Source organism: Streptomyces sp. BRA346, assembly GCF_052851135.1.
On the sequence record NZ_JAIWIH010000071.1, the window covers coordinates 11,567 to 37,496 of the forward strand.

Annotated in this window: 24 protein-coding genes; 12 read left to right on the forward strand and 12 right to left on the reverse strand. The window is 71.9% G+C overall.

The genetic code is table 11. From position 1 onward, the window contains the following. The first annotated feature begins 12 nt into the window (after positions 1–12). The 11 genes from LCH29_RS42195 (at position 13) to LCH29_RS42245 (ending at position 12,337) form a co-directional block, all read left to right on the forward strand. Complete coding sequence (locus tag LCH29_RS42195; RefSeq protein WP_446466977.1) at positions 13–2,280, forward strand: MMPL family transporter; 2,268 nt, start codon at positions 13–15, stop codon at positions 2,278–2,280. Between the two features lie 155 nt (positions 2,281–2,435). Then, positions 2,436–3,608, forward strand: a complete 1,173-nt coding sequence (locus LCH29_RS42200; protein ID WP_446466978.1) for an energy-coupling factor ABC transporter permease — start codon at positions 2,436–2,438, stop codon at positions 3,606–3,608. A 1-nt stretch (position 3,609) separates the two neighbouring features. After that, positions 3,610–4,374, forward strand: a complete 765-nt coding sequence (cbiQ, locus tag LCH29_RS42205; protein WP_446466979.1) for a cobalt ECF transporter T component CbiQ — start codon at positions 3,610–3,612, stop codon at positions 4,372–4,374. Further along, positions 4,371–5,129, forward strand: coding sequence for an energy-coupling factor ABC transporter ATP-binding protein (locus LCH29_RS42210; RefSeq protein ID WP_446466980.1), 759 nt, complete (start codon positions 4,371–4,373; stop codon positions 5,127–5,129). Before cbiQ ends, LCH29_RS42210 begins: the two co-directional genes overlap by 4 nt. A gap of 70 nt (positions 5,130–5,199) precedes the next feature. Continuing rightward, positions 5,200–6,411 carry a serine hydrolase domain-containing protein gene (locus tag LCH29_RS42215; protein WP_446467001.1) on the forward strand — a complete coding sequence of 404 codons (1,212 nt, stop codon included), beginning with the start codon at positions 5,200–5,202 and terminating at the stop codon, positions 6,409–6,411. Positions 6,412–6,922: 511 nt separating this feature from the next. Then, entirely contained in the window at positions 6,923–8,272 is a 1,350-nt protein-coding gene (locus LCH29_RS42220; protein WP_446466981.1) for a hypothetical protein, read from the forward strand. Beyond that, positions 8,269–9,216 carry a sigma factor-like helix-turn-helix DNA-binding protein gene (locus tag LCH29_RS42225; protein ID WP_446466982.1) on the forward strand — a complete coding sequence of 316 codons (948 nt, stop codon included), beginning with the start codon at positions 8,269–8,271 and terminating at the stop codon, positions 9,214–9,216. The genes LCH29_RS42220 and LCH29_RS42225 overlap by 4 nt, the downstream gene beginning before the upstream one ends. Positions 9,217–9,567: 351 nt before the next feature. Next, on the forward strand, positions 9,568–9,996 hold the full coding sequence (locus tag LCH29_RS42230; protein ID WP_446466983.1) for a hypothetical protein: 429 nt from the start codon (positions 9,568–9,570) through the stop codon (positions 9,994–9,996). Continuing rightward, positions 9,990–10,304, forward strand: a complete 315-nt coding sequence (locus LCH29_RS42235; RefSeq protein WP_446466984.1) for a hypothetical protein — start codon at positions 9,990–9,992, stop codon at positions 10,302–10,304. The genes LCH29_RS42230 and LCH29_RS42235 overlap by 7 nt, the downstream gene beginning before the upstream one ends. 34 nt (positions 10,305–10,338) lie before the next feature. Then, complete coding sequence (locus LCH29_RS42240) at positions 10,339–11,436, forward strand: ATP-binding protein (protein WP_446466985.1); 1,098 nt, start codon at positions 10,339–10,341, stop codon at positions 11,434–11,436. A gap of 118 nt (positions 11,437–11,554) precedes the next feature. Then, the gene (locus LCH29_RS42245; RefSeq protein ID WP_446466986.1) at positions 11,555–12,337 is read left to right on the forward strand and encodes an SDR family NAD(P)-dependent oxidoreductase; all 783 of its coding nucleotides are present in this window, start codon (positions 11,555–11,557) and stop codon (positions 12,335–12,337) included. Between the two features lie 25 nt (positions 12,338–12,362). On the opposite strand, the gene LCH29_RS42250 is transcribed toward LCH29_RS42245, so the two are convergent. Together LCH29_RS42250 and LCH29_RS42255 are read right to left on the reverse strand one after the other, a co-directional pair. Then, positions 12,363–13,247: an EamA family transporter gene (locus LCH29_RS42250; RefSeq protein WP_446466987.1), complete on the reverse strand. Its 885-nt coding sequence runs from the start codon at positions 13,245–13,247 to the stop codon at positions 12,363–12,365. After that, positions 13,244–13,744: a YbaK/EbsC family protein gene (locus tag LCH29_RS42255; RefSeq protein ID WP_446466988.1), complete on the reverse strand. Its 501-nt coding sequence runs from the start codon at positions 13,742–13,744 to the stop codon at positions 13,244–13,246. Before LCH29_RS42255 ends, LCH29_RS42250 begins: the two co-directional genes overlap by 4 nt. A 135-nt stretch (positions 13,745–13,879) precedes the next feature. Here LCH29_RS42255 and LCH29_RS42260 point away from each other — a divergent pair, with 135 nt between their 5' ends. Then, positions 13,880–14,275 carry a cupin domain-containing protein gene (locus LCH29_RS42260; RefSeq protein WP_446467002.1) on the forward strand — a complete coding sequence of 132 codons (396 nt, stop codon included), beginning with the start codon at positions 13,880–13,882 and terminating at the stop codon, positions 14,273–14,275. A gap of 808 nt (positions 14,276–15,083) precedes the next feature. On the opposite strand, the gene LCH29_RS42265 is transcribed toward LCH29_RS42260, so the two are convergent. The 10 genes from LCH29_RS42265 to LCH29_RS42310 all read right to left on the reverse strand — a co-directional run bounded on the left by LCH29_RS42265 (position 15,084) and on the right by LCH29_RS42310 (position 25,878). Continuing rightward, a complete protein-coding gene (locus LCH29_RS42265; protein ID WP_446466989.1) occupies positions 15,084–15,404 on the reverse strand; it encodes a BTAD domain-containing putative transcriptional regulator in 321 nt (106 codons plus the stop codon). Between the two features lie 36 nt (positions 15,405–15,440). Continuing rightward, positions 15,441–17,084 (reverse strand): penicillin-binding transpeptidase domain-containing protein, encoded by a 1,644-nt coding sequence (locus tag LCH29_RS42270; protein ID WP_446466990.1) that lies wholly within the window; start codon positions 17,082–17,084, stop codon positions 15,441–15,443. 281 nt (positions 17,085–17,365) lie between these two features. Next, positions 17,366–18,631: a tyrosine-type recombinase/integrase gene (locus LCH29_RS42275; RefSeq protein ID WP_446466991.1), complete on the reverse strand. Its 1,266-nt coding sequence runs from the start codon at positions 18,629–18,631 to the stop codon at positions 17,366–17,368. Positions 18,632–18,722: 91 nt separating this feature from the next. Then, complete coding sequence (locus LCH29_RS42280) at positions 18,723–18,950, reverse strand: helix-turn-helix domain-containing protein (RefSeq protein ID WP_446466992.1); 228 nt, start codon at positions 18,948–18,950, stop codon at positions 18,723–18,725. A gap of 137 nt (positions 18,951–19,087) precedes the next feature. Continuing rightward, positions 19,088–20,344, reverse strand: a complete 1,257-nt coding sequence (locus tag LCH29_RS42285; protein WP_446466993.1) for a DUF3631 domain-containing protein — start codon at positions 20,342–20,344, stop codon at positions 19,088–19,090. A gap of 355 nt (positions 20,345–20,699) precedes the next feature. Then, a complete protein-coding gene (locus tag LCH29_RS42290) occupies positions 20,700–21,605 on the reverse strand; it encodes a bifunctional DNA primase/polymerase (RefSeq protein WP_446466994.1) in 906 nt (301 codons plus the stop codon). 90 nt (positions 21,606–21,695) lie between these two features. Further along, positions 21,696–22,379 (reverse strand): hypothetical protein, encoded by a 684-nt coding sequence (locus LCH29_RS42295; protein WP_446466995.1) that lies wholly within the window; start codon positions 22,377–22,379, stop codon positions 21,696–21,698. 19 nt (positions 22,380–22,398) lie between these two features. Continuing rightward, positions 22,399–23,169, reverse strand: a complete 771-nt coding sequence (locus LCH29_RS42300; RefSeq protein WP_446466996.1) for a hypothetical protein — start codon at positions 23,167–23,169, stop codon at positions 22,399–22,401. Between the two features lie 13 nt (positions 23,170–23,182). Beyond that, positions 23,183–23,497 (reverse strand): hypothetical protein, encoded by a 315-nt coding sequence (locus LCH29_RS42305; protein ID WP_446466997.1) that lies wholly within the window; start codon positions 23,495–23,497, stop codon positions 23,183–23,185. A 224-nt stretch (positions 23,498–23,721) separates the two neighbouring features. Then, on the reverse strand, positions 23,722–25,878 hold the full coding sequence (locus tag LCH29_RS42310) for a hypothetical protein (RefSeq protein WP_446466998.1): 2,157 nt from the start codon (positions 25,876–25,878) through the stop codon (positions 23,722–23,724). Between the last annotated feature and the right edge of the window lie 52 nt (positions 25,879–25,930).

Here is a 25,930-nt window from a genome sequence, read left to right on the forward strand (position 1 = left end):
GCACCTCTCCTCGTGGCCACGTTCCTCTACAAACTCGGTCGATTCGCCTTCCGGCGACGCCGGTTCGTCGCCCTGATATGGGTGGCGCTCCTGGCCGTCGCCGGAGTCGGCGCCGCGACCGCCTCGCCCCCCGCCAACGACAGCTTCTCCATCCCGGGCACCGAGGCCCAGAAGGCCTTCGACCTCCTGGAGAAGCGTTTCCCCGGTGGTAACGCCGACGGCGCCACCGCCCGGGTGGTCTTCCGCGCACCCCAGGGCGAGAAGATGACCGACCCGGCCAACAAGGCCGTGGTCACGAAGACTGTCGCCGACCTCAAGGCCAGCTCTCCGCAGGTCGCCTCGGTCGCCGACCCGTACCAGGCCCGGGCCGTCTCCAAGGACGGCTCGACCGCGTACATCCTGACCAGCTACAAGGTCAACGCCATGGAGCTGGAGGACACCGCCAAGGACGGCTTGGAGGAGGCCGGGGAGAAGGCGCAGAAGTCGGATCTCACGGTGGCGATCGGCGGTGACGCGCTCCAGGAGATGCCCGAGACCGGCTCCACCGAGGTCATCGGCATCGTGATCTCCGCGATCGTCCTCGCCATCACCTTCGGCTCGCTGGTGGCGGCCGGACTGCCGCTGCTGACCGCGCTCATCGGCGTCGGCATCGGCATCTCCGGGATCACCGCGCTCGCCACCACCCTCGGGCTCTCCTCGACGACCTCGACGCTGGCGATGATGATCGGCCTCGCGGTCGGCATCGACTACGCGCTCTTCATCGTCTCCCGCTACCGCGCCGAACTGGCCGAGGGCCGGGAGCGCGAGGAGGCCGCCGGGCGGGCCGTCGGAACCGCGGGCTCCGCGGTCGTCTTCGCCGGACTCACCGTCGTCATCGCGCTGGTCGGTCTCGCGGTCGTCAACATCCCGATGCTGTCCAAGATGGGCTTCGCGGCGGCGGGCACGGTGGTCATCGCCGTCCTCATCGCGATCAGCCTCATCCCGGCGCTACTGGGCTTCGCGGGCAAGCGGGTGTACGGGCGCAAGGCGCGCAAGCGGATGGCGGAGGCGACCTCGGCCGCCGCGGAGGGCACGCGGGCGGAGGAGAAGCCCAACATGGGCACCCGCTGGGCCCGGTTCGTGCTGCGCCGCCCGGTGGCGGTGCTGCTGCTCGGTGTGCTCGGCCTCGGCGCCGCCGCGGTGCCCGCGCTCAGCCTGGAGCTGGGGCTGCCGGACGACGGTTCGCAGCCGGTCAGCAGCCAGAAGCGGCAGGCGTACGACATGATCTCCGACGGCTTCGGCCCGGGCTTCAACAGCCCGCTGATGGTCGTCGCCGACACCAAGGGCAGCGACGACCCCAAGGCCGCGGTCGACAAGGTCACCAAGAGCATCGCCGGTATCGACGGCGTCGCGGCCGTCACCCCGGCGACGTTCAACAAGCCCGGCGACACCGCGATGCTCACCGTCGTGCCGAAGTACAAGCCGAGCAGCGTCGACACCGAGAAGGTCGTCGCCGACATCCGGGACGAGGCGGGCTCGTTCAAGTCCGACACCGGCGCCGAGGTGCTGGTGACCGGTCAGACGGCGATGAACATCGACATCTCGCAGAAGCTGAACGACGCGCTGATGCCGTACCTGGCGCTGGTCGTCGGGCTGGCCTTCCTGCTGCTGATGATCGTCTTCCGCTCGATTCTGGTCCCGCTCAAGGCGGCGCTCGGCTTCCTGCTGTCCGTCGTCGCGGCGCTCGGCGCGGTGGTCACGGTGTTCCAGTGGGGCTGGGCGGCGGACCTGTTCGGCGTCGAGGAGACCGGCCCGATCATGAGCATGATGCCGATCTTCATGATCGGTGTGGTGTTCGGCCTGGCCATGGACTACGAGGTCTTCCTGGTGACCCGGATGCGCGAGGCGTACATCCACGGCGAGCGCCCCGGCCAGGCCGTCGTCACCGGCTTCCGGCACGGCGCCCGGGTGGTCACCGCGGCCGCGGTCATCATGATCAGCGTCTTCGCCGGGTTCATCGGCTCGTCCGAGGCGATGGTGAAGATGATCGGCTTCGGTCTGGCCACCGCGGTCCTCTTCGACGCCTTCGTGGTCCGCATGGCCATCGTCCCGGCGGTGCTGGGGCTGCTCGGCAAGTCCGCGTGGTGGCTGCCGCGCTGGCTCGACAAGGCGCTGCCGAACGTGGACGTCGAGGGTGAGGGGCTGCGCGAGCAGCTCGCTACGGACACCCCGGCGGGGCACGGGAAGGACGCCAAGAACGCCAAGGAGTCCGACAAGGACCCGGAGCTGAGCCGGGTGTAATCGACGGCCGGAACCGGCCAATGCGCGCCCCGGCGGCGGCTCTTCCCCTGTGGGAGGGCCGCCGCCGGGGCTTTCGCGGGGGAGGCGCTCTTGCGAACGATGTGCAGGTAGGTCACCATCGAGCGGATACCCGCAGCTCAGGAGCGGAGCCCTGCATGCATGTCCCCGATGGATTCATCGACGCCCCGGTGTCGGTGGCGACCGGCGCCGTCGCCGCCGCCGCGGTGGCGGTCAGCCTGCGCGGCGCGCGGCGCGAACTCGACGAGCAGGCCGCGCCGCTCGCCGGGCTGGTCGCGGCGTTCATCTTCGCCGTCCAGATGCTCAACTTCCCCGTCGCCGCGGGCACCAGTGGGCACTTGCTCGGCGGGGCGCTGGCGGCGATCCTCGTCGGCCCCTATACGGGCGTGCTCTGCGTCTCCGTGGTGCTGCTCATGCAGGGCGTGCTCTTCGCGGACGGCGGCCTCACCGCGCTCGGCGTCAACATCACGGACATGGCGGTCGTCACCACGGTCGTGGCCTACGGGGTCTTCCGCGCCCTCCTGAAGCTCGCCCCGAACCGGCGCCGCACGGTCACCGTCGCGTCCTTCGCCGCCGCCCTGGTCTCCGTCCCGGCCGCCGCCATGGCCTTCACCGGGATCTACGCTCTGGGCGGCACGGCGGACGTCGCGATCGGCAAGGTCTTCACCGCGATGGTCGGCGTGCATGTGCTGATCGGCATCGGCGAGGCGGCGATCACGGCACTGACGGTCGGCGCCGTGATGGCCGTACGGCCGGATCTCGTCCACGGCGCGCGGGACGTGGCCGCGCGCCGCCTGGAACTCCGTACCGGTGCCCCGGTGCGCACCCCGGCGCCCGCGTCGCCCGACGGCTCCGCCGCGCCCGGTGGCTCGCCCGCGCCCGCCGGGTCCGCCGCGCCCGCCGGGTCCGCCGCGCCCGCCACCGCCCGTACGGTCACGGCGGCGCCCGCCGCCAAGGACGACGCCGATACCGCGCCCGCCCCCGGCGCACCGCGGCGCTCCGCGCGCCGGGTGTGGGCGGTGGGGCTCGGGGCCGCGCTGCTGTGCGCGGGCGTCGTCAGCTTCTACGCCTCCGCCAGCCCCGACGGGCTGGAGAAGGTCGCCGCCGACAAGGGCATCGACAAGAAGACCGAGGACCACGCCGCGAAGGACTCCCCGCTCGCCGACTACGGCGTCAAGGACATCTCCGACGCCCGGCTCTCCGGCGGCCTCGCCGGGGTGATCGGGGTCGGTGCGACGCTCGCCGTGGGCACCGGGGTCTTCGTCGTCGTACGGCGGCGCCGGGCCGACACCGACACCGAGACGGGCTGACATGGGCGCCGGACACGCGCACACGCTCTACCGGGCGGGCGGTTCACCGGTGCACACCCTTCCGCCGCACTGCAAGATCGCCGCCGTCTTCTGCTTCGTGCTCGTCGTCGTCGCGACGCCCCGCGAGGCGCTGTGGGCGTTCGGCCTGTACGCGGTGCTGCTGGCCGCGGTGGCGGCGACGGCCCGCATCCCGGCCGGGTTCCTGCTGAAGCGGCTGCTGATCGAGATCCCGTTCGTGGCCTTCGCCGTGCTGATGCCGTTCGTCGCGGAGGGCGCGCGGGTGGAGGTGCTCGGGCTGTCGCTCAGCGAGTCCGGACTGTGGGGCGCGTGGAACATCCTGGCCAAGGGCACGCTCGGGGTCGCCGCGTCCGTCATCCTGGCGTCGACGACCGAGCTGCGCGCCCTGCTGCTGGGGCTCCAGCGGCTGCGGATGCCGCCGCTGCTGGTGCAGATCGCGTCGTTCATGATCCGCTACGGGGACGTCATCACCGACGAGATGCGCCGGATGCGGATCGCCCGCCGCTCGCGCGGGTTCGAGGCGCGCGGCGTGCGGCAGTGGGGCGTGCTCGCGAAGTCGGCCGGAGCGCTGTTCATCCGGTCGTACGAGCGGGGCGAACGGGTCCATCTGGCGATGCTGAGCCGCGGCTACACGGGCACGATGCCGGTGATCGACGAGGTGACCGCGTCCCGTGCACAGTGGACGTACGCCGCCGCACTTCCGCTGACCGCGCTGGCGGTCTGCCTGACCGGATGGATGCTCACATGACCTCCGCCCCGCCGTCCCTCCAGGTGTCCGGCCTCGCCTACGCCTACCCCGACGGCCACCAGGCCCTGTTCGGCGTCGAGCTGACCGTGGCCCGTGGTGAGCGGGTGGCGCTGCTCGGCCCCAACGGGGCGGGCAAGACCACCCTCGTCCTGCATCTGAACGGCATCCTGGAGGCGGGCGCCGGGTCGGTCACGGTCGCCGGGCTGCCCGTGGCCAAGCCGAACCTGGCCGAGATCCGCCGCCGGGTGGGCATCGTCTTCCAGGACCCGGACGACCAGCTGTTCATGCCGACCGTGCGCGAGGACGTGGCGTTCGGCCCGGCCGCGGCCGGGATGCGCGGCGCGGAGCTGGCGGGGCGGGTCCACCGGGCCCTGGACCGGGTGGGGATGGCGGAGTTCGCGGACCGGCCGCCGCACCATCTGTCCTTCGGGCAGCGGCGGCGGGTGGCGGTCGCGACCGTGCTGGCCATGGAGCCGGAGATCCTCGTCCTGGACGAGCCCTCCTCCAACCTCGACCCGGCCTCGCGCCGCGAACTGGCCGACATCCTGCGCTCCCTGGACGTCACCGTGCTGATGGTCACCCACGATCTGCCGTACGCGCTGGAGCTGTGCCCGCGGTCCGTGGTGCTCAGTGGGGGAGTGATCGCGGCCGATGGGGGTACGCAGGACTTGTTGTGCGACCAGGAGCTGATGCGGGAGCACCGGCTGGAGCTTCCCTTCGGCTTCGACCCCCGCTCGGTGACGGCCCCGGTCTGAGGTCCCGGCCGGGCGCGTTGCACCATAAGGACGGCAGCACGGTCGGATCGGCAGGGTGGGAGTCGGATCAGTGGTGGACGTCCAGGGCACGGTGGCCGACGGATTCGAACCGGTCCGGGACGCCTTCGCGGAGAACTTCGCGAAGCGCGGGGAGCGGGGCGCGGCCATGGTCCTCTACCGGGACGGCGAGAAGGCCGTCGACCTGTGGGGCGGTACGAAGGACCCGGCCGGTGACGGGGACGGCGCGCCGTGGGCGCAGGACACCGCGCAGGTCGTCCGCTCCGTCACCAAGGGCGTCGCCTCCGCCGTCCCGCTGCTGCTCCACCAGCGCGGCCAGCTCGACCTGGACGGCCGGGTCGGCACGTACTGGCCCGAGTTCAAGGAGAACGGCAAGGAACGGGTGCTGGTGCGGCATCTGCTCGCCCACCGCGCCGGGGTGCCCGCCCTGGACACCCCGCTGACCCCGGCCGAGGCCATCGACGGCATATCCGGGCCGCGGGCCGTCGCCGCCCAGCGCCCGGACTGGGAGCCCGGCACGTCCCACGGCTATCACGCGCAGACCTACAGCTGGCTGCTGAGCGAGCTGGTGAAGCGGGTCACCGGGCGCACCATCGGCCGGTGGATCGCGGAGGAGATCGCCTGGCCGCTCGCCCTGGATCTGTGGCTCGGGCTGCCCGAGGAGCAGTTGGACCGCGTCGGCCGGATCGAGCCGGTGGAGGCACCGGCCGCGTCGCCCGCGGCTCAGGGGCTGCGGCTGCGGCCCAAGCGGTCGGTGGCCGAGGCGTACGCCGACCCGGAGTCGCTGACCCGGCGCGCGTTCGGCGCGATCAGCCCGGTGCCCGACGAGAACGATCCCGCCTATCTCGCCGCCGGACTGCCCGCCTCCGGCGGGGTCGCCACCGCCGACGCGCTGGCCCGCTTCTACGCGGCGCTGATCGGCCCGCTGCCGTCGGCGCGCACGGCCCGCGCGGGCGGCCGCCTCTTCGCCCCGGCGACGCTGACCCTGGCCCGTACGGAGGAGTCCGCCGGGCCGGACCGGGTGCTGGTGGTCGGGACCCGCTTCGGGCTCGGCTACATGCTGCACGGCCCGGCCTGCCCGCTGCTGGGCCCGGGCTCCTTCGGCCACCCGGGGCGGGGCGGCTCGCTCGCCTTCGCCGACCCCGAGGCGCGGATCGGCTTCGCGTACGTCACCAACGGCATGCAGCGCGGCGTCACGGCGGACCCGCGGGCGCAGGCCCTGGTGCGCGCCGTACGGAAGGCCCTGGCGGACCAGGAGGCGTAGCGGGGCTGCCGACGGCCTGTTGACGGCCCCTAGGGGGTGTCTTGCCGGTCATGCCGGGCTCCCGACGCCGCTGTGACATCAGCCGCTGCTGCGGCGGGCGGCACCTCGCGGCCCCGCGCTCGTCGCTCCCCCAGCTACCGCTGGGCGGTGCCCCCTCGCGCCTCCCCCAGCTACCGCTGGGAGGTGCCCCCCCCTGACGCCGCTCGCTGATCCGGCCTGATCGACAAGACACCCCCAGCGCGCGCGCTCCCTTCGCGCGCCTCTCTCTGCCTCCGCGCGCTCTCTCGCACCCGCACACGCCGGGTCGGCGGGGCCAAGGGTCCCTGTCGCGCCGTTCCGGCCCTGCCCACACTGGGGATCCTTCCGGTGGTGAGAGCCGTAGGGGGCGGCTCTCCCGGGGGACATGGGGGAATGCGTGGCGCAAACACGGGGGGTACGGGGGGCACGCGCGCGAACGGGGGAGCCACCGGCTCAGCGGCACCGGCTCGCGCGGCGGGACATGGAATGGCAGATGCTGCGCATCCTGCTGATCTTCCGGCTGATGCACGGCATCCAGTTCGCGGTGACCGTGCCCGGTATCGCGGGCCATGTCGCCCACCGCACGGGCGGACTGGTGCTGCTGGTGGCGGTGGTGGCCGAATCGCTGTGGTTCACCCTGCACATCGTCCGCAACCACCGGCGGGTGGCGGCGCGCGACGAGGGAGACCGTGAAGCCGACGACCGGGGCGACGCCCGGCCGGTCGTGTACGACGGCCTCGCGGCCGGAGTCGAGTTGTGCTCCGCCGTCGCCTCCTTGTGGGCCTGCGTCGTGGTCATGGGCCCCGACCGGGCGCAGGACATGGCACCGCTGCTGGTGCTCACCACCGAGCAGATCTCCGGCGCGAGCGTCGGCTCGGCGCTCGGCCAGCGGCTGCGCGTCCTCGTCGTGGGCACCGGCGCGGTCGCCGCCTCGTACGCCGCGGTGATCGCCCTGGGCGTTCCGGAGGCGCTGACCCACTCCGATGTGCTGATCGGGCTCACCGGCTACGGGGCGCTGGCCTATCTGATCCGGCGCGGCGCCCTGTATCTGCTGCAACTCGCGGCCGACCTGGGCGATATGAGCCTCCAGCTGCACGAGGTGCAGCAGCGCCGGCTGCTCGCCATCGAACTGCACAACCACATCGGCCACACCCTGGGCGCGTTCCAGCGGGCCGACGCGTCGGACCCCGATCAGCTCGCCTCGCTGAGGAAGTCCGCGATGGTCGCCCTGGAGCGGCTGCGCACCTTCATCAGCACCGGCCGGTTCAGCGCGTCGGTGCCGCTGATAGCCATGGTCCACCGGCAGGTCGCGCTGGCGGCCAACGACGCCCTCACGGTGGAGCCGATCGTCACCGAGCGCGTGGTCGGCGCGGCGCCCCGGGTCCGTCCGCACGAGGTGGAGCTGCTGGAGACCGCGCTGCGGGCACTGCTGATCAACGTGCCGCGCAGCGCCGGGGTGCACGAGGCGCTGCTGCACGTGGATGTCGTCACCGAGCCGGGTGAGTCGGCGGAGGTGATGGAGGTGGTGGAGCTGGTCGTCACCGACGAGGGCGCCGGGTTCCCGCCCGAGGCGCTGGCCGCCGGTGTCGCCGCGATGCGCTCCCTGGCCGTCCACCAGCGGCTACTGGCGGAGCACGGCGGGGCGCTGCGGGTGCTCTCGGTGCCCGGCCTCACCCAGGTGACGCTGACCCTGCCGATCGCCCCCGCACCGGCGGCGGCCGAGCGCCCACCGGGCGCGCGGGAGGGGCGCGTACGCGGCGTACGGAGGCGCGGCGCGCGGGTGCAGAGCGCGCGGTCAACGAGCGGGCGGGCCCGGAGCGGGCAGGAGGAGGCATCGGCATGACGGACGAGCGCGAGCGCGGCACCAAGCAGCCGTTACAGGTGGCGGTGGTCGAGGACCACGAGATGACCCGGCGCGGCCTGGTGACCTCGCTGGACGCGGACCCGCGGCTGACCGTGGTCTGCGAGGTCGACTCGGTGGAGGGGCTCGACATCAGCGGCGCCGAGTACGACGTGTGCGTGGCCGACCTGATGGGCGTCGGCACCGCCGAGCAGTTCGCCGATCTGGTGCGCCGGTCGGACGTGGTGGTGTGCACCGCCGCCGAGCAGTGGCGCCAGCGCGTCGCCCCCTGGGTGTGCGGGGCGCGGGCGGTCTTCGGCAAGACGGTCGGCGCGGCCGTCCTGGCGAACGCCGTATGGGACGCCCGGCACCATCCGCACTGGCTCAAACCCCATTTGGCGTCCGCCCTGGACACGGCCGTGCGCGAATGCGGGCTCACCATCCCGTCGTATCTCGCCGAGCTGCTGGCGCGCACCGCCCGCGGCGGCCGGGTGGCGTGGATCCTGGAGGAGCTGGGCGTCGCGGACAAGCGCTACCGGGAGGACCTGGAGCTGTTCCGGATGCAGTGCGCCCGCACCGGACTCGGCCAGCTGACCCTGCTGGACACGCTCTACATGGCCTCGTCGGCCGAGCAGCCGCCCGCCCACCAGCCCGTGGTGTTCTCCAACTGGGCGGCGGGGCTGAGCGAGGGCCAGGTGCGGGCGCTGGAGTGGTACGCGGACGGCTATTCGTACGAGGAGACCGCGGCCCAGCTCGATGTGAAGGTCTCCACCGTCCGCACCCAGATCGAGCGGGCCATGACCGCCTGCGGCATCAGCTCCAAACCCGCCGACATCCGCATGATGTTCGCGATGTACGTCTGCTCCCGGCACACCAAACCCGACCAGCTGCTCCGCCGCCTCACCGCGCTCGGGGCCCATCCGCCGCGCCGCGGCACCGGAGCATAGGGGGTGTCTTGCCGATCATGCCGGGCTCCCGACGCCGCTGTGACATCAGCCGCTGCCGCGGCGGGCGGCACCTCGCGGCCCCGCGCTCGTCGCACGCACGCGGGTTGCGAGCCTCCGCCAGCTACCGCTGGGAGGTGCCCCCTGACGCCGCTCGCTGATCCGGCGTGACCGACAAGACACCCCCTAGACCCCGTACGTCCGCCGGGTGTCGATATCTGTCGTACCCGGTGACGACAGCGGCGCCCCGGAATTCCCGCCGTGCCATGGGACGCGCAGCGACAGGCGGGGCGAGGAGCATCTGAGGTGCCGGGTCCGGCACCTCAGCCGGGCCCGCTCCACGGGAGGAAACCCATGGCAGAGCCCCTCGTCCCCGACGACAAGCCCGCCGCCAACCCCCTGCTCGACACCGTCGACCTGATGCTCCGGCAGATAGACACCCTCATCGAATGGGGCGACCAGGTCGGGGAGGCCCGGGACGGCCTCGCCGCCCAGCGGGCGCCGCTGCGCCCCGTCCTCGGCTACGCCGACGTGGTCGCCTTCCTGGTCCGCAACCGCCCCCGGGTGCCGGAGGCGGAGGCCGGGGCCGTGCTGCGGCGGCGCCGGGGCCGCGAATACCTCGTCCAGACCTTCTTCCTCGACGGGGACAACGCCCCCGTGCGTGGTACCGACACGCCCGCCCCGGTCTGGGTCTGCCGCACCCGGCAGCTCGACGAGGAGCTGGCCGCGGCCTTCGGGAACAAGGACCTCATCGTCTTCGGGAAGGCGGTGCCCTCGTGCTGAGCCTGCTGGCCATGGTCCTCGTCGCGCTCGGCGGTATGGGGGCGGTCGCGGTGGTCTACGTGGTCGTCGTGACCATCGAATATCTCGCCGACTGGTTCCGGGCCCGCAGCGAGCGGCTCCAGACCGACCCCGATCTGCGCTGCGTCACCGTCTCCGAGTCCATCCGCGACGGCAACGTCGCCTACATCCAGGGGCTGTTCGACACCTCGCGAGAACAGTTCGTCGACAGCCGCCGCGTCGAGGGAAAACAGGCTGACGACCGCGTACGCAACGCCCACGCCCACCACCAGGTCGCCGTCTGGGGCTGACCGCCGCCCGCCACCCGCCTCAGAGAGGACCCCAGTGAAGAACCAGGGAGCCACCGCCTTCGCCGTCACCGGCATACCGCACGGCGCCGACGACGTGGAGGCGGGCCTGCTGCGCACCCGCCTGATCGCCGCCGCCAAGGCGTTCAGCGGCCACCACGGACCCCAGCCGCTCACCGTCACCATCACCAACCAGCCGCCCGGCGCCCCCGCCGCGGCCCCGCGCGGCGGCGCGGCGGGGCCGCGGCGGGAGGCGGACGAACCGTCGGAGGCCGAGCGGGCCGCGCGCTTCACCGCGACCGCCCCGCTGCACAGCTTCGACCGCCTCGTCCTGCCCGCCCGCACCCTCGACCAACTGCTGCGCGCGGTGCACACCGTGGAGCAGCGCCGGGTGCTGTACGACGACTGGGGGCTGCGGAGCATCCAGCCGCACCCCAGCTCGGCGGTCAACCTGGAGGGCGCGCCCGGCACCGGCAAGACCCTGGCCGCCCACGCGATCGCGGACCGGCTGGGCCGCCCCGTGATCGCGGCCCGGGCCTCGCAGTTGGAGAGCAAGTTCCACGGGGAGGGCCCGAAGAACCTCGGCGCGCTCTTCCACGCCGCCCGCGAGCAGGGCGCGGTGCTCTTCCTGGACGAGGCGGACGCGCTGATGTCGGCCCGCTTCGAGACCACCAGCCACGGTTCGGAGCACGCGGTGAACGCGATGCGCAGCGAGATGCTGACCGCGCTCGACGGCCACGAGGGGCTGGTCGTGCTCGCCACCAACTTGGTGACCAGCTACGACACCGCGTTCGACAGCCGCGTCTGGCATGTGCGCTTCCCCAGCCCGGACCGGGCGGCCCGCGCCGAGATCTGGCGTCGCCATCTGCCCGACGCCCTGCCGCTGGACGGAGATGTCTCCCCGGAGCAGCTGGCGGAGGTCGACGACGTCACCGGGCGCGACATCTGCCGCGCGGTGATCGACGCGGCCGCGGAGGTGCTGCGCACCGGGCGGCCCCGGGTGTCCCAGACCGATCTGCTCGCGGCGGTGCACCGCATCAAGGCGACCCGTCCCCGCCGTACGGCCCCCCTCCCGGCCCCGGCCCCGCTCCCGGTACCGGCTCAGGCCCCGGCCCCCGCCGCCCGGCCGGACTGACCCGCGGAGGGGCGGCGGCCGAAACCCGGCGACTGCGCGCTTCCCGGGCGGGCAGTGATCCGTCGGGCCCGCCACCCGGGCGGCGCCCGGTCCGGAACGCGGCGAGAAGGAGCACACGGTGCGCAGATTCGAGGGGTACGCGGTCGTCGTCACCGGCGCGGGACGCGGCATCGGCGAGGTGACCGCGCGCCGCTTCGCCGCCGAGGGCGCCCGCGTCCTCGTCACCGACCTCGACGGCGAACGGGCCGCCCGCGCCGCCGAGTCGATACGCGCGGACGGCGGCGAGGCCGACGCGCTGGCCTGTGACGTCGCCGAGCGGGCCGACGCGGAGGCGGCCGTCGCCCACGCCGTGCACCGCTTCGGCCGGCTCGACGTCCTCGTCAACAACGCCCACTCCTGCCACACCGACACCCCGCTGTTCGAGGACCAGCCGGACGACGGGTGGCACCAGGACCTCGACGTCACCCTCGGCGGCGCCTTCCGCTGCGCCCGCGCCGCGCTGCCCCACCTGGCCGCCGCCGACGGGCGCGGCGCGATCGTCAACGTCGGCTCCGTCAACGGCCTCCAGGACTTCGGCAACCACGCCTACAGCGCCGCCAAGGCGGGCCTGGGCAGCCTCACCCGCACCCTCGCGGGGCACGCCGCCACCCGCGGCGTCCGCGTCAACCTCGTCGCCCCCGGCACCATCCGCACCCCCGGCTGGGACGGCCGGGAGGAGTCGCTGCGCCGCGCCGCCGACATCTACCCGCTCGGCCGGGTCGGAGAACCGTCCGACATCGCCGCCGCCATCACCTTCCTGGCCTCCCCCGACGCCGCCTGGATCACCGGCGTCACCCTCCCGGTGGACGGCGGCATCACGATGTCGGGCGGCGCACTGCTCCAGGCCATCCGGGGCGCGTAACGGGCCGGGGAGCAAAAAGGCGGGCTCAGCCCGGGTGCCACATCAGGCCGATGCCCGCCACCATCAGGCCCGCCGCCGCGATGCGCGGGGCGCCGAAGCGTTCCTTGAAGAAGACGGTGCCGATGGCCGCGCCCACGATGATGGAGGACTCCCGGAGGGCGGCCACCGGGGCGAGGGCGGCGCGGGTCTGCGCCCACAGGACGAGGCCGTACGCGCAGACCGAGAGGAACCCGCCGAGCAGACCGCGCGCGGCGACCGGGCGGAGCTGGGCGGCCAGGGCGCGGCGGCGGGTGGCGAGGGCGTAGGCGGGGATGGCGAACCCCTCCAGGATCATCAGCCAGGCGATGTACCCGAGCGGGGTGCCGGAGGCGCGTACGCCGAGGCCGTCCACCACGGTGTACGCGGCGATGGACAGCCCGGTGGCCACGGCGGCGGCCAGGGCGAGCCCGTGCGGGCCGCCGTTCCCCGCCGCGGGCGCCCCGTCCCCGGCGTTACGGGCGCCCCGCGCGCCCCACAGCGCCACGCCCAGCAGCCCCGCCGAGGCCACCGCGATGCCCGCCGCCTGGCGGCCGTCCGGGGTCTCGGAGGCGAAGACCGCGGCGAGCACGGTCACCACGAGCGGCGCGGTGCCCCGGGCGATCGGGTACATCTGGCCGAAGTCGCCCAGGTGGAAGGAGCGCATGAGCAGGACGTAGTACACGAGGTGGATGGCCGCGGAGGCGATCAGATACGGCCAGGCGCCCGCCGCGGGCAGCGGGCTGAAGAGGGCCAGCACCACCCCGCACAGCGCCCCGCCGCCGCTCACCAGGGTGAAGGAGAGCAGTTGGTCGCGGATGTTGTGGGCGATCGCGTTCCAGCTTGCGTGGGTGATGGCCGCGAGGAGGACCGCGGCCGCGACGAGCGGGGTCACGCGGCGGTGTCGCGCACGTCGGCCACGGTCCCCTCGGCGTGCGCGATCAGCGACTTGGGGTCGAGCGCGAAGACGGTGTGCGGGGTGCCCGCCGCCGCCCAGACGACTTCGTGGTCCAGCAGCCGCCGGTCGGCCAGGACCCGGGTGCGGGTGCGGTGCCCGAAGGGCGGTACGCCGCCGATGGCGTAGCCCGTCGTCTCCCGCACGAGCGCGGCGCTCGCCCGCCGCACCGCGTCGGCGCCCAGCTCGTGACGCACCAGCTCGACATCGACCCGTGACGCGCCGTCGACCAGGACCACCACCGGCTGCCCGTCCGCCTCGAAGACGAGGGACTTGACGATCTGGCTCAGCTCGCAGCCGACCGCCTCGGCCGCCTCGACGGCGGTGCGGGTGGCATCGGGGAAGCGGCGGATCTCCACGTCCAGTCCGAGGCCGCGCAGGGCCTCGGCGAAGCGGGGATGGGCGGCGGTGCCGGAGGCGGCGGTGTCGGAGGCCATGGCGCCGACGCTATCGGCGGACGCCGGGGCCGCGCGAGGACATATCGGGGCGCCGGAATGCGGAAACGCGCACCGGCGTTCAAGACCACGGCCCGTGGGACCGCCGACGATCGGACCATGAACGCCATGAACGCCATGAACACGACGCCCGTCAATCTCGCCACGGCCCTGGCCTCCTTCGACGAGGTCTACAGCCCCCGCATCGTTGCCCGGATGAACGACTACGACGTCCGGATCGCCCACACCCTGGGCGACCACGTCTGGCACGTGCACGAGGACACCGACGAGTTCTTCCTGGTGCTGGACGGCCGCTTCGACATCGCCCTCCGGGACGCCGACGGCAAGGAGACGACCGTCGAACTGACCAAGGGCGACACGTTCGTCGTCCCCAGGGGCACCGAGCACAAGCCGTCGTCGACCGGCGGTTCGATCCTGATGTTCGAGCCCTCCGGCACCGCCTCGACCGGGGACCGCCACGAGGGCGAGATCCCGGACCACGTGGACAGCACGACCGGCCACGCCCTCAGCTGAGCCGCGTCCTCGGCCGAGGGCGTGGATCGACCGAGCCGCACCTGGCGGAAGCCGGTCTCGGCCCGGATGTGCCGGGCGCGGGAGGCATGCCGACCGGCCCGCTCCGGGTCGCCCAGCGCGCGGCACAGGGTGACTGACCAGCGCGTGATGGGCCCGGCACTCCACCAGCACCGCGGGCGGTCGCCAGGGCGTTCCGCGTGACCGGCGGCCGCCTCGTACGCGCGCGAGCCGTCCCGGAGCCGGGCCAGCCCCACGTGTGCCTCGGCCTCGCCCACGGCGGCCGCCAGCACCGCGCGCGCTGCCTCGGGGTGAGTGAACCGAGGCGAGCGGCTGGGCCCCGCCCCGTCGCGGGCGACCAGACCGCTCAGCCGCTGACGGCTGGTCACCAGCACCTGGCAGGCGGGGGCGCCGGGCAACGGCGGACGCACCTGTTCCACCGAGGCGGCGTTGTCCAGCCACATAGAGCCGGCCGTCGGGGAAGCGGTGCCGGACCCGGTGCCCCAGTGCACGGCGAGGGCGGCCTTGCCGACCCCGGCCGTGCCGCACGCGGCCGCGATGGCCACGGAGGCGGACGGGTCCTCGGCCGCCTCCGTGGCGGGGCCCGGGCCGGGCGGCAGCAGGGCGTCCAGCCGGGCCAGTTCTTCGTCCCGCTCGCGGAACCCGCCCACCACATGCGGCAGTCCGGCGGGCACCCTCGGCAGCGCGGAGTCCGCGGGAGGCTCGGGGGCGCCCGGCGCGATGGGCGCTTCGGCGACGGAAACCGCGTCCGCCCCGCACTCCTCCGGCACGGTCAGCGACGGGTCCTCGTTCAGGATGCGCTGATGCACCCCGCGCGGCTCGGGCCCCGGGTCGACGGGGCGAGGTCGTCGGCGAGCCGATGGCGCGTGGCCTCGTACAACTCCAGCCGCGCCGCGAGCCGTTCGTCCGCGAGGCGGGCCCGGGCCGCCTCCGCCCAGGCTCCGGTCAGCCCGCTGAGGGCGTCTCCGCGCCACAGGTCCAGGGCCTGCCGTAACAGGGCGACGCGGCCGTCATGGTCGCGGGCGGCGGCCGTGAGGCGGTGGAGGCGGTGCAGGCCCACCAGAACGGCGGACCGGCAGAACAGATGAGAGCCGGGCGGGCGCGGAATCACCGCGCCCGCCCGGCTCCTCAGCGGTAGGCCGGGGCCTCAGCCGCCCGCGCGCAGCAGTGCCGCCACGATCGGGCCCGCCGTGTCGCCGCCGTGGCCGCCCTCGGGGACCACACCGGCCGCGGCGAGGTCACCGTTGTAGGCGGTGAACCAGCCGTTCGGCTTCTCCTGGTTGTCGACCTCGGCCGAACCGGTCTTGGCGCCGAAGTCACCGCTCATCCCGGACATCGCCTCGGCGGCGGTGCCGGAGGTGGCGGTCAGGTGCATCAGCTTGCGCAGCTGGTCCTTCGTGCTCGACTTCATCGTCTTGCTCGCCTTGGCCAGCGTCCGGTTGTCCACGGACGGCGCGACCAGGTACGGCTGGCGGAAGGTGCCGGTGGAGGCCGTGGCCGACACCGACGCCATGTTGAGCGGGTTCATCCGCACCCCGCCCTGGCCGATCAGCGACGCGGCCTTGGAGGCGGCGGACTGGACCGGCACAGCGCCGTCGAAGGTGGGCACGCCGGTCTGCCAGTTGAGGCCGATGCCGAAGACGTCACGGGCCTCCTTGGTCAGATCGTCGTCCTTCAGCTTCCCCGCCTGGCTGATGAAGGCGGTGTTGCAGGAACGGGCGAAGCTCTGCTCGAACGTGCCGTTCTTGATCTCGAACTTCTTGTCGTTCTGGAACTTCCAGCCGCCGTAAGAGAAGTACTTCGGGCACGGATGTGCCTTGCCGTACGCGGCCAGACCCTTGTCGATCAGCGTCGCCGAGGTGATGACCTTCATGGTCGAGCCCGGCGCGTACGAGCCCTGGAGCGCCGGGTTGAAGCCGCTCGCGGGGGAGTTGGCCACCGCGAGGATCTCACCGGTGCTGGGCTTGACGGCCACGACCGACGCCTTGCTCTTCTTGCTCACCTGCTGTTCGGCGGTGCTCTGGAGCTTGCTGTCGATCGTCGTCTTCAGCGTGCCCGGGGTGCCCTTGGAGAGCACCTTCAGCGTCTCGTCGGGAGACTTGGAGCCCTTGCCGCGGGCGATGAAGGTCTCCACGCCCGCCTTGCCGCCGGCCTTCTTCCCGTACCGCTCGCGGAGCGCGGACAGCACTCCCTTGAGGGACGGGTGGTCGGTGGCGGACAGCTCCGTGCCGTCCTTGTCGACGGCCTTGATCGGCGGGGCCTCGGACTCGCCGGTCTTCAGGGTGTCGCCCTTGCCCAGCTTGGGGTGGACGACCGATGGCTGCCAGTCGACGACCGGCTTGCCCGTCTTGGTGTCGCGGGTCACGTCCAGTGAGGATTCATACGTCCAGGGGACGCTCTCACCGCTGTACGCGATCCGGGCGTTGACCGAGAACGGCACCTTGTCGCCGCTGGCCTGTCCCGGATTCAGCTGCACCTTGTCGATATGGGCTTTCTTGCGGTAGCCGCTCAGCGCCGCGGCGGCCGCGTCGCTGTCGTCCGTCAGGGCGGCGGCCTTCGCCGTCTCACCCGCCGACCATGCCGCCAGGAACGAGCGGGCGGTGGTCTTCACCTCGGCCGCGCTGGGCGGGCCGGTCTTCACCTTCTTCACGGCGTTCTTCTCGTCGCCCGACGCGTTCGCGCCGTCCTTGGAACCCGACGAGTCATCCTGGCCGCTGCCGCAGCCGGCAACACTGACGACCATGGCGGCGAACACCGCACTGACGATCGCGGCTCTCGCGCCACTCCGCATGCAGAACCCCCACTGTGTTCTTCGAGTCCCCCCACCGGTGCGGTGGGGGCCGCGGTTCGAGGCACTCTACCGGCATCCCGTGAACCCGCCGCGCCCCCTCCGGAACCGCTTCTTCCGGGGGCCTGGCCCGGATTCAGATCCAGGTGTCCAGCCACATGCGGGCCCGCCAGGCGTCCATCGGCATCGTCTGGCCCGTGTACAGCGGGAAGAAATAGATGAAGTTCCGATTCTCTAACGTTTGGGTGGCCTGACCAGGGATTTAGTCCCTGACCAGGCCGTTCCTACGCGGCCTGGGCCGTCTCTGGGCCGTCCAGCGGCCTACCGGAGGCCCGATAGAGGGTGTCGACCGCCCTCCGCGTGCGTCCCTCGCTGCTCGGCATCAGGTGAGTGTAGACACGCAGCGTGAATCCCGGATCACTGTGTCCGAGGTACGTGCTCAGTGCCCGGATGCTCTCTCCGGCGTCCAGCAGAACCGAGGCGTAGAAGTGCCTGAGCGCGTGCATGCCGTGTTCCCGTGCGGCCTGGTATCGCTCGCCCTTCTTGGGTTCGGGGATGAAGCCAGCGGCTGCCAGAGCCGGTTTCCAGAGGTGGTCATCGAAGTGACTCGACCGCACGGCGCGGCCAGCCTGTCCGGTGAATATCAACTCTTTCGTGACCTTCGGCCCGTCCGGTTTGAGCCATGGAAGGGTCACCTTGACCGTGGGGAAGGTCTCCATGTGCTCCTGTAGAGCGGCGCCCACGACGCCGGGAAGGGGCACGTCACGGAGCTTTCCGCGCTTCGGCGGGGCGAATACGAACTTGCCCCGTACCCGCTTGAGCTGCTGCCGGACGGCAATCCAACCGCCGTCGAAGTCCACGTTCTCGGTGGAAAGGCCGAATATCTCGCCTTGCCGCAGCCCGCACCCGCCACCCACGTCGACCATGGCGCGGTACCGCTCAGGTAGAGCAGCCTGGACGGCGAAGATCTGTTCTGGTGTCCAGGGGACCACTTTTGACGGACTTCCTTGGGGTCCCCTGACCGACTTGGCCAGGCAAGGATTCCGCGGCATCAGACCGTCGTCCACGGCCGCGCTCAGGAGGGCTGAGACGATTCCGAAGATGATCCGCCGGTATGAAGCTGCTGGCACGGCTCCCTCCAACTCGCTCAACCAGGTCCGGATGTGGCCGGGCTGGAACGCCGCCAGGGGGCGCGTCCCCATGTACGGGAAGGCGTGCAGCCGCAGGCGGCGCGCCGCTGAATCCTGGCTGTTGATCTCCGTCGTGTGTGTCGAAAGCCACTGTTCCCCGTACTGCTGAAAGGTGATCCGTGCGGCGCGGGGGTCGACGTACTGCCCGCGCGACATATCGGCGGCGATCTGCACCAGCCACTGTTCCGCGAGTCGCTTCTGTTTGTCGGGGAATGACTTGCTTTTCTCGGTGCCGTCCGGACCGACGTAGCGGGCGCGGTAGCGCATCCCGGTGCCGTAACGATCGGTCTTGACGCGGTGACGCTTCCCGTCGGCGCCGATCTCGGTCTTGTACCAGCGGTCTTGGATGTGGCCTGCCACCGAACGTGTTCCCTTCTCGGGCAGAGCAGGGGGCGGAGCCACATGGCTCCGCCCCCTGCGGGTGGTGAATGCGCTCGTGGGTTGTCGCCGGTCAGGCGGCGATGTCGTCGGCCATACGCTCAGCGGTCCAGCGCTGGACGGCGGCGGGGTCGTAGCGGATGTGCTTGCCGACGCGAAAGCCGGGTGGGCCGATGCGCTTCTTGCGCCAGGCGTAGACGGTCTCTTTCGGTACCTCGAACATCTCGGCGATGTCGTCGGGGGTCAGGTAGCGGTCCGGGAGTCCGGCCCGCAGTGTGGCTATGGCCGATGCCTCTGCCATCAGGCGGTCGCTCCTTCGCGGCCTGGAGCTCTGCTGTCTTCCTTCTAGGGATCCGCTACATCCGCTACATCCGCTACATCGCAGGTCAGGGGCCTGTTTCGTGTAGCGGATGGGCGGGATGTAGCGGATAGGTACCGCTACGCGCTGCGGGCAGCGGTGGGCGTCGTAGCGGTTTCGGCGCCGATGTAGCGGATGTCGGGCAGCTCTTCCGCTACATCTGCACCGCCGTTGACCTGGGGTGTAGCGGATGTAGCGGATGTAGCGGAGTTTTCCGGGGTCGGGGGGCAGTAGCGAAGCCAGGCGTCGGCGAGGTCTTCGGCGTAGTACCCCTTGGGGACACCACCGGCGGTGCGGATGGAGCGGGGCCGGATGGGCTTGTTGGCCGCGGTGACGTACTCGCCCAGCATCTTGGACAGCACGCGGGGGGTGAGTTCCTTGCCGTTGCCGTCCATGTCGCCCCATGGGGCGTCCTCGATCGCGTGGAGGCATTCGAGGATCGCGGCGGTGGGCATGCGGTCCGCGCCGCAGAACACCTTGTCGCGCAGGTCGGTGAGCAGTTGCACGCCTACGGACGCCTTGTCGCCTTCCTTGGCCGCGGCGACCAGTTCGAGGCATGCGGTGCGGGCCCGCTCGGGCCAGTGGCCACCGGCCGCGTCGGCGACGGCGAGCAGGGGTTCCCATACGTCCGCGGGCCGGTCGCTGATGCCTTCGGGCAGCTCCGGCCATGCGTTCTCCACCTGGTCGCGCACCTGGTCGGCCCACTTGGCGAGCTGGTCCCGCAGTGCGTGGCCCTGCTTCTCGTGGATGCGCTGCCGGTAGGACTGGATCTTTTCGTTGGGGGCGCGCTTGCGCATGCGGATGATGACCGAGCGGGTCAGGATCGTGTCCGGGAGCGAGCCGAGTCCGGCCATGGCCACGGCGCAGAAGGTCTGGAACTCGGTCGCTTCCTGGTTGGAGCCTTCGCCGACGCAGCGCAGGACGCCGACGCCGCGGCGGTGTCCGGCGTTGATGAAGCCCCGTAGGGACTCGTTGTCTCCGGCTTTGGGGCCGAAGATGGTGTCTACCTCATCGAAGAGGACCGTGGGCAGGTTGTCGGTGTCGCCCACGGCGCGGTACATGGCGTTGGCGGTGGCGTGCGCGGCCACGAGCCGGTTGGGCACCAGCGTCTCCACGATCTCCAGCGCGCGGGACTTCCCCGAGCCGGGTTCCGGGGACAGGAACGCGATCCGGGGGGTGGAGTCGAAAGCGCTGATGAGGTGCGCGTGGGCGTCCCACAGCGCGACGGCTACGTATGCGTGCTCGCTGGGGAAGACGTTGAAGCGCCGGTGGTGCCGCTCGACCTCATCGAGTAGGGCGGCTCCGTCGATGGACGGCGCGGGCGTGGTGGGGGTCATGCGGCGGTCCTCCCTTCCTGGGGAGTGCGGAGCGGGCAGACGGTCTTGTGGGCTTCGTGGTCGGCGATCAGGGCGAGCACTCGGCGGCGGCCGACCGCGCTGCGGTCCCGGCCGCACGCGCACCCCGAGTGGGCGGTGGGGACGGCTCGCCGGTCCGGCGGAGCGGTGATGTGGAGCCACGCGACGGGGTACCGGCCGTCGCCCTGGTGTCCGTCAGGGCGACGGGCAGAAAGGACGGCCTTACGGCCGACGACTTCCGGCGCGCTACGGCCGTCCGCGGCGGGGGCCGGTTCGGCGGGGCTGGTCTGGTCGGTGGTGCCGGGCAGGCTCTTAATTGGGGGACGGTGTGCGCTGGTCATACGGCCCGGCCCTTCTGCGGGTTGTGGGCGATGGACCAGTTCAGGGCGCTGGTGATGACCGGGCCGCACTCGTACGGCCGCAGTCCGGCCCGCTCCCCCGCCCCATTAAGAGCCTCCTCAACCTCAGTGCGGGTGAGGTCGCCGGATGCGATCAGCCGCCCCAGGGCGCGTGCGGCGCGCACCAGCGTGTGGTTGCGCTGCCCCTCCTCGGCTCCCGCGACGGCCGCAGTCTCCGCTTTCAGAGCGGCTGTGGCGTAGCGAGAGGCCCGAGAGGACGATGGAACGGCCACGCGCCCCGGCGGCTGCGGGCGGGCGGTCAGACGGTCGCAGAGCCATGCGGGCAGCGGGGCGACGTGTACCCCGCTGTCGGCGTAGATGGCCCCGTTGAGGGTGCTGCCCGCGGCGACCACGTAGCCGCCCCAAGCGCGGGTGTCGATGAGCGGTCCGAGCTTGCCCGCGGTGTTGGCCAGCCGGATACCGGGCGGGGCGGTGAAGTACAGGTGCCATCCCTGACTCGCGGTCCGCACCCGGTAGGTGGTCGGGACGGGCTGTCCGGCGCGCTCGCAGAGCGCCTTGAAGTTCGCCACGCCGGAAGGCGTGTCCGCACTGCTGTTGTCCTTGGGCACGTCCAGGTCGATGACGACCAGGCCAGACGGGCCGGTCGCCACAGCGACGTTGTACCAGCGGCGTGACCACCACGACGCGATCTGCTCGGGGGCGTCGGTCGCGCGCTCTTCCCACTTGCGGTGTCCGGCCGCGCAGTCCTCCGTGCCCGGGCAGCGGTCCGCACCGTGCAGGGCGGGGGTCTTGCTGTCGGGGCGGAGCGGGAAGACGTGCCATCCGCGTCCGGCGGCGTTGAATGCGGAGCTGCGCAAGGGGTTGCCGTACAGCTCGTAGGGCATGCTGGATACCTCCAACAGGTCTGTTGTGGGCTGGTTGGGCCGGGGCGACCGCGGATTCTTTGGCGAGAGGTGCGGTCGCCCCGGGCGTAGCTATCGGCTGGTCTGGGCGCAGGCGTGCTGGGCGCGGGGCTCCAGCAGCGCGAAGTGGAGCGCGGATTCGGCGAGCTGGCCGTAGGCGTACGCGGCGTCGGGCTCGCCGGTCGCGGTGTCGAGGGCCTTGTGGAGTTCACCGGCTTCGTGGTCGGAGAGCTGGGGCTGTTCGTCCAGGTACTCGGCGAACATGCCCGCTTCCTCGCAGAGGGCCCACTGGGCATGGGCCTGGACGAGTTGCTTGTAGCCGGTCCAACGCTCCAGGCCCGGCATCAGCGACGGAATCGGGCACAGCTCACCGGGGATGATGTATCCCCCGTCGTTGTTCCGGCTGAGCTGGACGGCATCGGGCTGCTGACCCTCCAGGACGCGCAGGATGGCCCATGCGGTGCCGTAGGCGTAGCCCATGGCGGTCTGGGCGTAGAGGGTGCGCATCTTGCGTGTCTGCTCCATGAGCGCATCGCCGATGGTGAGCAGGGCGCGGAAGTGCGGGCGGAACGACACGGCCTGGGCGCCGCGGTCGTCGGTGCCGACCCGTCCGTCGCTCGGCCGCAGCCGGTCGAGGTCGTAGGCGTCGCAGGCCAGGTCGGCGGTCCGGGCGGCGTGCTGAGCTTCGCGGGCGGCGGCGCCGAGGGCGTACACGCTGTCGGTGAGGGACTCGAACCATACGGGTGTGGCGTTCAACGGTGTGACTCCTTCGAGGTCAGGCGGCTGTGGGCCAGTTGTCGAATGCAGGGATGGTCGCGGTCGCGTGGTGGCGGCGGCGGAGTTCGGCGAGCGGCAGGGGGTAGCCGGTGCGCTTGCGGCGTTCACGCAGGATCGAGACATCGCCCAGCAGCTCGCGCAGAGAGTTCTCCTGGGCTTCGGCGTACGCGTACCGGTCAGGCAGGACGTCGAGGGTGTGTTTCCACTGCTTCTGTCCGGCGCGTACGCAGGTGCCGCCGCAGTTGTTGTGCGCAAAGCCCAGCGTGTACAGCCGCGGCGGCTCGATGCCCAGCGCACGGGCCTCGTCGAGGAGCTGGGTCTTGGTGCGCTCCGGCTCCCACCTGTTGCACAGCGGGAAGCGGGTGGTCCAGGGCTTCCAGTTCCGGGCGATGGCGGGGATGCGGGCCCGGTCGCGCGGGGTGTTCTCGATGCCGATGTAGATCAGGGAGTCACCGGGCGGGGCGTTCTCGCCCATCCACACCCGGCACGGCTTCTGCTTCAACCACACGGTGCACGGGGTGATCCGGTCATTGCCCAGGAACCGCTTGTCCCGGAAGACCTCCCAGGGGGTACGGCCGTCGCTGACCTTGGTCAGCGGAACGCCCAGCAGACGGCTGGTGTCGTCGGCGAACCGCCACAGGTCGGGGTCTTCGATGCCGGTGTCGGCGATCAGTAACACGAGCTGGTCAGTACCGTGCCGCTCGGCGACACGGACGGCAGCGGCGAAGGAGCCGATACCGCCGCTGAACTGGACGACGTGCAGCGTCATGCGTCAGCGCCCCCTACTTGTTCTTGGACTGTGCGAGCTTGAGGGTGATTCCGCCGACTCCGATGGGTCCGGCGACGGCTCCGGCGATCGCGGTTGCGGTGTGCGCGGCGACGTCCATCAGCCAGCACAGGGCCGCGGCCAGTCCCCAGCCCCCGGCCACGACCGCCCCGGCGATCGCGAACGGGATCACCACGCGCCGCCACGGGAAGCCGGTCGGCTCGGTGTCGTTGACGACGATGACGACCGGCTGTCCGGTGGCCTGCGCGCGCTGGTAGACGTCGGCGGGTATGTGCGGGGCGATGTTCCCGGGGGGCTCATGGTGGTGCATGTGGTGCTCCCTTCCAGCGGTCCGGAGACAGGGAGGGCGCCCGCGCGGAAGGGGTCCGGCGGGCGCCTACCTATAACGGTGTGTAGTTGTAGTGACTACTGGCTAGTGGCTACTGGCTACCGGCAAACGGCCCGGTAGAGCCCTGTGAGGGGCCGTAGGGGGCCGTTCTACTGGCTACTGGCAACCTTTGCGGTAGCCAGTAGCCAGTAGCGGTGTGTGGCCGTTCAGGCGTGGTCGGGATGGACGTAGACCGAGTGCGGTCCGTTGTCCCGGTAGACCAGCTCGCCGCGCTCGGCGGCGGCTTTGAGCGCGTCCCGAACTGCCTGTCGGCTGCGGCCGACGAGATCGGCCACAGCGGAGGGCTTCATGCCCGCTGCCCCAGCGGACTGGATCGCGTTGATCGCCTCGGCCAGCCACTCCGGCCCGGCACTCGCGGTGTCGCCGGTGTCGTCGCTGTCGCGCAGGGCGGACAGGTTCAGCCCGCCCTGCGCACGCTCAGGCCGCTGCTTCTTCGCGTCCTGCTCGGCGTTGGGGTCGGGGATGGTGCCGAACCGTTCATCGATCTCGCGCATAAACTGCTGCGCGAGCCGATCCGCGTCCGGACCGTCCCCGGTACCTGCGTCGTGCTGGGCGTCGCGCAGAGCTGACAGGTTCAGCCCGGCACCCGTCCCCGGACGGGGCGCGGGATCGCTGGCCGTATCCGGGGTGGGTTCGGCGGGGGTGTGCTCCCGCATCCACGCCGTGCGGTCGCGGTCCCACCGATCGGCGTAGACCGTGCCCGCGGCCTGCGCGGACTTCGCGTCGAGGGTGGGATGGCGGTCACTGGTCGCTGCCACGATGTCGCGGATCTGGTTGGGCAGGATCCGCCACGACTTGAACAACGCCACCGGAGATTCCGGGGTTCCCATGAACCCGGACCCCTTGTACGGGGCTTGATCGGTGCGCAGGCCGCGGCTGCCAGGGAACTGCTTGGACAGGTCCATGCCCTCGGTCTCGCCGCCGGTCAGGGCGACGCGCACCTTTGCCTCACGGCGGATCATCAAGTTCCCCAGCACAGAGCCCGTGGCGCCCAGCGCGGTGAGCACGGTGCGGATGCCCATGGCGCGGAACAGGCGGATCACTTCGAGGATCTTTTCCGCGAGCTTGCGCATGCTCCGGTCGTTGCTGACCAGGATCTCCGCACCCTCATCGATCACCAGCATGATCTGAGGAATCTGGGCGCTGATGGGCAGCAGGTCGGTGTTCGCCTGCGCCATGAGGTCCTGGTAGACGGTCTTGCGGTGCCGCCCGATCCGGATCGCGGCGTCCAGCATCCGCACCGCTTCCTCGTGGCTGCCCGCCAGCCAGTCAATCCCGGGCCGCATGTCCTTGACGGGGGTGCCGTCGGGGCCCAGGGCGGGGCGGACCCAGGGCAGTCCGGCCGATCCGGCGTTGAGGTCGATCACCCAGGTGATGACGTCGGTGGTGCGGGCGAACCCGGCGAGGATGGTGTGGAGCATGTTGGTCTTGCCCGATCCGGTGGGTCCGACCACGAGTGCGCACTGTTCGCGCAGGTAGGTCATGACCTGCTCGGCGGTGGTGCGTACGCCCCAGGGGATGCCGGTGTGCACCGACAGCGGCCCGTAGTCGGACGGGTAGCTGATCTCCTGCTCCAGCACGCTGGCGGTGGCGACGTCGATCAGTACCCGGCCCTGGTGGATGCCGGGTCCTGCGGCGACGGTGCAGCCGTGCGGCAGGTGCGCATCGGCGCCCAGGCGGGCGGAGTGCTTGGCGATGTGGTCATACGTGGTGCCGCCGGGCAGTTCGGCGTCGATGGTGAAGCCGCACCCGGTGGCCCACATCTCGACCGCCAGGACGTGCAGCCGGATGCCGCAGACGCGCTCGATCCGCTCGGCCCACTCTGCGGCGATGCCCCGCCGCTCGGCGGACAGCTCGGCCGCGATCTGCCGTTCCACTGCGGCGGCGGCTTCGTCCTCGCGGGCTTCCTCATACAGGCCGGTGGCGCGGGCGGCGGTGCCGATCCCGATCCCGATCGTGGCCAGCGAACCGAGCGCGGTCCAGGTCAGGGGCCCGTGGGTGATAGCCCAGGTGGTCCAGCCAGAACCCAGCAGCCAGGAGGCGGCGCGGGCGGTGATGGTCCGGCCAGCGTTGCGCCACCGCAGTCCGGCGGCGGTGTGGCCGATAGCGCCCACCGTCCCGGCGGCCAGGGCCCAGCCCGGGGGCATGCCGGTGGCGGCGCCGGTGGCCGCGAGGGCGAAGGCGCCGGTGGTGGCGGACAGGGCGCCGGTCACGGGTCCGTGACCGGCCGCCCAGTCCAGCACCGGCCCACCGCGGTCGGCCTGCTTCTTCTTGCCGGTCGTGGTGCCGGTGGTGGTAGTCATCTCAGACGTTCCAGCCCTTCTCGGCCTCGGACCCGTTGCGGGGGTCCTCGTG